This window comes from Synechococcus sp. MU1655 (assembly GCF_023630655.1).
Taxonomy (GTDB): Bacteria; Cyanobacteriota; Cyanobacteriia; order PCC-6307; family Cyanobiaceae; genus Synechococcus_C.
Genome location: NZ_JAKUHK010000167.1, coordinates 1 through 4,381 on the forward strand (window position 1 = coordinate 1; position 4,381 = coordinate 4,381).

Sequence of the window (4,381 nt, forward strand, 5' to 3'; positions counted from 1 at the left end):
TTCGCGGACTTCATCTACAGTGAAGGCAGCGATCAAGGATGCTCGAAAGTCGCGTTGCAACACGGAAGGGGAATTGCTCACATACCGATCGCAAAGCGCATCAACCTCCTGCTGATTCGAGGGGCGACGAAGATCACGATGCAACATGAATGCATTAGGCACAGCAAGCTGCTTCATTGAAGCCCATAGCCTTTGAGGATTATGGAGATGATGCAACAGACTATTACTAACAATCACAGAAGCACCTTTTATTTGAGGAATATCATCAAGACAGGAATGGCTTAAATCAACGAGTAAATAGGTTAAATTATGAATAGCAGGACTTAAACAGGAAAGTCTTTGATTAGCAATCGCGATCATGGAAGGAGCCCCATCAAGACCAATCACTTCCGATAGGGGCCAGCGAGCAGCAAGCCGTTCGGAAATATTCCCCGGACCACAACCTAGATCCAGGATCAAATGAGCTGCGGGGAGAACAGTGCGAGAATGATCAATCAGCTCCGACAAACGTTCGATGACTGAATGGTCACCGGAACTAAAGTCCGCCTCTGCATAGGCAACAACCTGATCAGGCGCATTCATCAACTCTGGTTCGGGACAACGTTGCATCAGCCTTCGGAATAAAGAGACTCAACAAAAGTGTTTGAGAAGGATAGATGATATCAATATTGTTCTCTCCAATCACTTTAATGAAGCGCCGACAAAGCCTCGGGAACACTAACCACAAAAACAGTTCCGCGTACGATTCAAAAAGATTTAAGCAACACATCATCATCACCAAAGGCGAAGATCTTCAGCATCCGACAAGCAACCCAATGGAGATGGGGATCGGCATTCACAGCAAAACTGAGCATATCTGGAACACTCGCCAGTGGCCCTGAGGTTGCGGGGGAACAGACACCAAACGTCGTTTCATCCCTATCAATCTTTGCAAGCAGTTCCTCAAGCCGCACTGGAAACCACGAAAACCAAAGCACTCCTTGTCCATGGATGCATGAGCTGACGGTGCTTAACAATGACCTTTGATCGGTGGTAAGGGAGTTCGATCTCTTGCCAGTGAGGCGAAGCTCAGGGAACGATCAGGCCTCGACCAGAGGCAAAACACCGCTGATAGTGCTTAGAAAGACGTGCAAACCCCATTGGTGGCGTTAGGATACCCGAAGGACAAGCCGAGAACAGCAAGTGACTCTGACACCAAGCCGCACAGAAAAGCTAGAGACACAAACCACTGAGCTTGGATCTATCAACGGCGATTTCCCAGCAACTGCGCCCGCAGCCAACCCGGTGTTTTATCGCACCTACAGTCGCCGATTGCCTAAAGGAAGAGAAAGTTGGAGTGAAGTAGGCGAACGTAACCGATCAGGACTTCTCAAGCTTGGTTCCCTCAATACAGAGGAAATGGACCTACTGGCCAGGATGCAGTCTGAGAAAAAAGCACTGCCCTCCGGACGCTGGCAATGGATTGGTGGCACTCCATGGATCGAGAAGCCGGAAAATTTCTCAGGGGCCTACAACTGCACCTCCACAAATCTTGTGGATTGGGAAGCGTTCGGTCTCATGATGGATTTAGCGATGATGGGGTGTGGAACAGGCGCAATCATCGAGCCCCACTTCATTGATCAGCTTCCAGTTGTCATTAATCCGATTGAAGTACGAAGCGTTTCAAACATCGGCATTACACCGGCAGACAACCGCCAGGAAACCACGTCCTTCAACATCAGCGATCACAATGTTTCAATCAAGGTGGGGGACACCAGACGTGGTTGGGTTGATAGCTACCAACTGCTCTTAGAATTGAGTAGTGATCCTCGCTTCGAAGGCCGAAAAGTTGTTGTCGATATTGACCTTTCTGATGTGCGTCCTGTCGGCGAAACCCTCAAGGGTTTCGGTGGTATGGCGAACCCCGTCAAACTGAAAGATCTCTACGGTCGCGTCGCAAAATTGCTGGGCAAAGCGATCGGTAGACAGCTCACATCCATCGAATGCTGTCTCCTTATTGATGAAGCAGCCGTCACGATTGTGGCGGGTAATATCCGGCGTAGTGCCGGTATGCGTCAATTCGCTTCCGACGACATGTCAGCTGCTGGTGCCAAGGAAAATTTGTGGCAACAGGATTCTGAAGGCAACTGGAGAATTGATCCTGAGCGCGATGCGCTGAGGATGGCGAATCACACCCGTGTTTATCACACCCGACCAAGCAGGGAAGTGCTGCTAGAAGCAGTCACACGTCAATTCCACAGTGGTGAAGGCGCCATTCAATTCGCTCCTGAAGCGCTCGCTCGCTCGAACGCCGATTTACTAACCACCAAGGAATTAAGAAGTGAATTTATCGAGATTTATTGCGACCAAGGCCGTGAAGAAGCAGGGCGCTGGCTCGAACAAAATCATGGTGCAATTTCAAAAGACGAACTTGAGCATCGGCTGAGTCGCTACGGATTAAACCCGTGCGGTGAAATCCTCGGTGCAGATTTTCATTGCAACCTTGCCGAGATACATCTCAACCAAATTGACCCCAAAGATGAAGCATCGCAACGCGACGCCTTCCGAGCCGGTGCACTCTCCGTTGCCTGTCTGCTCAATCACAAATTCGAAGTCGAGAGGTACCGTCAGAGTCGAGCCTGGGATCCAATCGTAGGTGTGAGCTTTACTGGGTTATTTGACTTCTTCGTTCATGCTTTTGGTACACCATGGCTGCAGTGGTGGGAAGCAGGACGGCCTGAAACCGAAGAAGGTCTGAATTACAAAAAACAAGAAGCTGATTACTTGAAGCGGTGGAAATCGATCGTGAATGAAACCGTTTGGGATTATTGCGATCGTCATGGACTGAGGCGTCCAAACCGCTGCACCACAGTTCAGCCCGCTGGAACAAAAAGCTTGCTTACAGGTGCTGCACCTGGTTGGCATCCCCCCAAAGCTCAGCGTTTTATCCGCAGGATTACTTTCCGCAAAAACGATCCTGTGGCGATGGCCTGCATGGATTATGGCTACACAGTGGTTCCTTCCCAGTCCGATAAGGATGATGAAGGTCGTCTTTTGAACGATCCATTCGATTCACGCTGCACGGAATGGTTAGTAGAAATTCCAACCGAAGTCAGTTGGGCCAATCTACCTGGTGCAGACACTGTGGATATCAATGCATTCTCGGCATTGGCACAATTTGACTTTTATATGCAAGTTCAATTGCACTACACCGCCCACAACACATCGGCAACGATCGAATTTCGTGAGCATGAGATTGAACCGTTAACCGATGCTCTTCACCAGACCATCGAACAGGGTGGCGGATACATTTCTGCAGCTCTTCTCGCTCGATTCGATGCGAATGCAACCTTCCCACGCTTGCCATTCGAACCAATCGATGCACAAACCTATGCGCGCTTGCAGAAAGAAGTCATTGAACGACGAGTCAATAATGACTTTTTCGACGCATTGCAAAAATATGACAGCGGAGAGCTAACCGAAGCAGGTCCAGCTGGTTGCGATTCAGATAAGTGCCTCTTACCTTTAGCAAAACCTAATAGCTAAAAATCCAGCAGGGCTTAAGTCATGAGATTAAGCCCTTGACAAAAACAATACAAATCAGACATATATCAAACTTTAAGTACAAGTCAAAAAGTGATCCCTCCGCAGGAAGAAAATACTTTTAAAGCACCTTTAGAGATAAAGTTGCGACAGAGGCCTTAAACCTGGTGGGATGATAAGCTATGAAGACCTCTTGGAGAGGTGGTCGAGTGGTTTATGGCTCTGGTCTTGAAAACCAGCGTGTCTGCAAGGGCACCGTCGGTTCGAATCCGACCCTCTCCGTTCTCTATTACCGAAAAGCCCAGTCACTGACTGGGTTTTTTAATGACTGAAATCAGGCGGGCCTTGGCGCTTCTCTTGGCACGATCATCGAAGATCTTGACCACGAGTGATCGGAGGCAGCTTGCCTGATCCGACCGACAACATCAGGGCGAAGTGGCTGGCCTTCAATACCGAGACAAAATGGATCGACATGAACGAGGGGATGGTTCGGGTGGCCGCTGATCACTAGGTCCTGCGTGAGCCTAACAAGATCGAAAACCCAAAATGGGCCGATGCTGATCTTCGCTGCAAAGTCCTTTGTCCTCGATGTTGATAGCGCAACGTATTGGCGACTATTGACATCAATTCACACTCAAGACGAAATAGCAAAAAGGATCGGCAGGAAGTGGGTTATTGCAAGTTTCTTTGATAGCGATATCTCTGTATGTTGACAAGGAGTGAACCGTTCAAGCCAAGAGAAACAGCAAAATCCGACCAAGCGAGAAGAAGACATCGGAGATTATTTGTAGATCAAAAAAGTTCTTAGACCTTCGGTTTTAATAAGAAGTCAGAAGGGAAACGAAATAAGAACTCATTG

The 4,381-nt window shown here is 48.7% G+C and carries 3 protein-coding genes and 1 tRNA gene; 2 read left to right on the top strand and 2 right to left on the bottom strand.

Translation table 11 applies throughout. The features are described from left to right. Both NCN04_RS08335 and NCN04_RS08340 read right to left on the bottom strand, forming a co-directional pair. Window positions 1-582, bottom strand: a 582-nt coding sequence (locus tag NCN04_RS08335; protein WP_250395779.1) for a class I SAM-dependent methyltransferase, incomplete at its 3' end; no start/stop codon positions are given. Between the two features lie 164 nt (window positions 583-746). Then, window positions 747-953, bottom strand: a complete 207-nt coding sequence (locus NCN04_RS08340; protein WP_250395780.1) for a hypothetical protein — start codon at window positions 951-953, stop codon at window positions 747-749. 229 nt (window positions 954-1,182) lie between these two features. Between NCN04_RS08340 and nrdJ the strand changes: the two genes are divergently transcribed. Continuing rightward, window positions 1,183-3,525 carry a ribonucleoside-triphosphate reductase, adenosylcobalamin-dependent gene (nrdJ, locus tag NCN04_RS08345; protein ID WP_250395781.1) on the top strand — a complete coding sequence of 781 codons (2,343 nt, stop codon included), beginning with the start codon at window positions 1,183-1,185 and terminating at the stop codon, window positions 3,523-3,525. Window positions 3,526-3,717: 192 nt separating this feature from the next. Next, window positions 3,718-3,804: transfer RNA gene (locus tag NCN04_RS08350), tRNA-Ser, on the top strand. The last annotated feature ends 577 nt before the right edge of the window (window positions 3,805-4,381 follow it).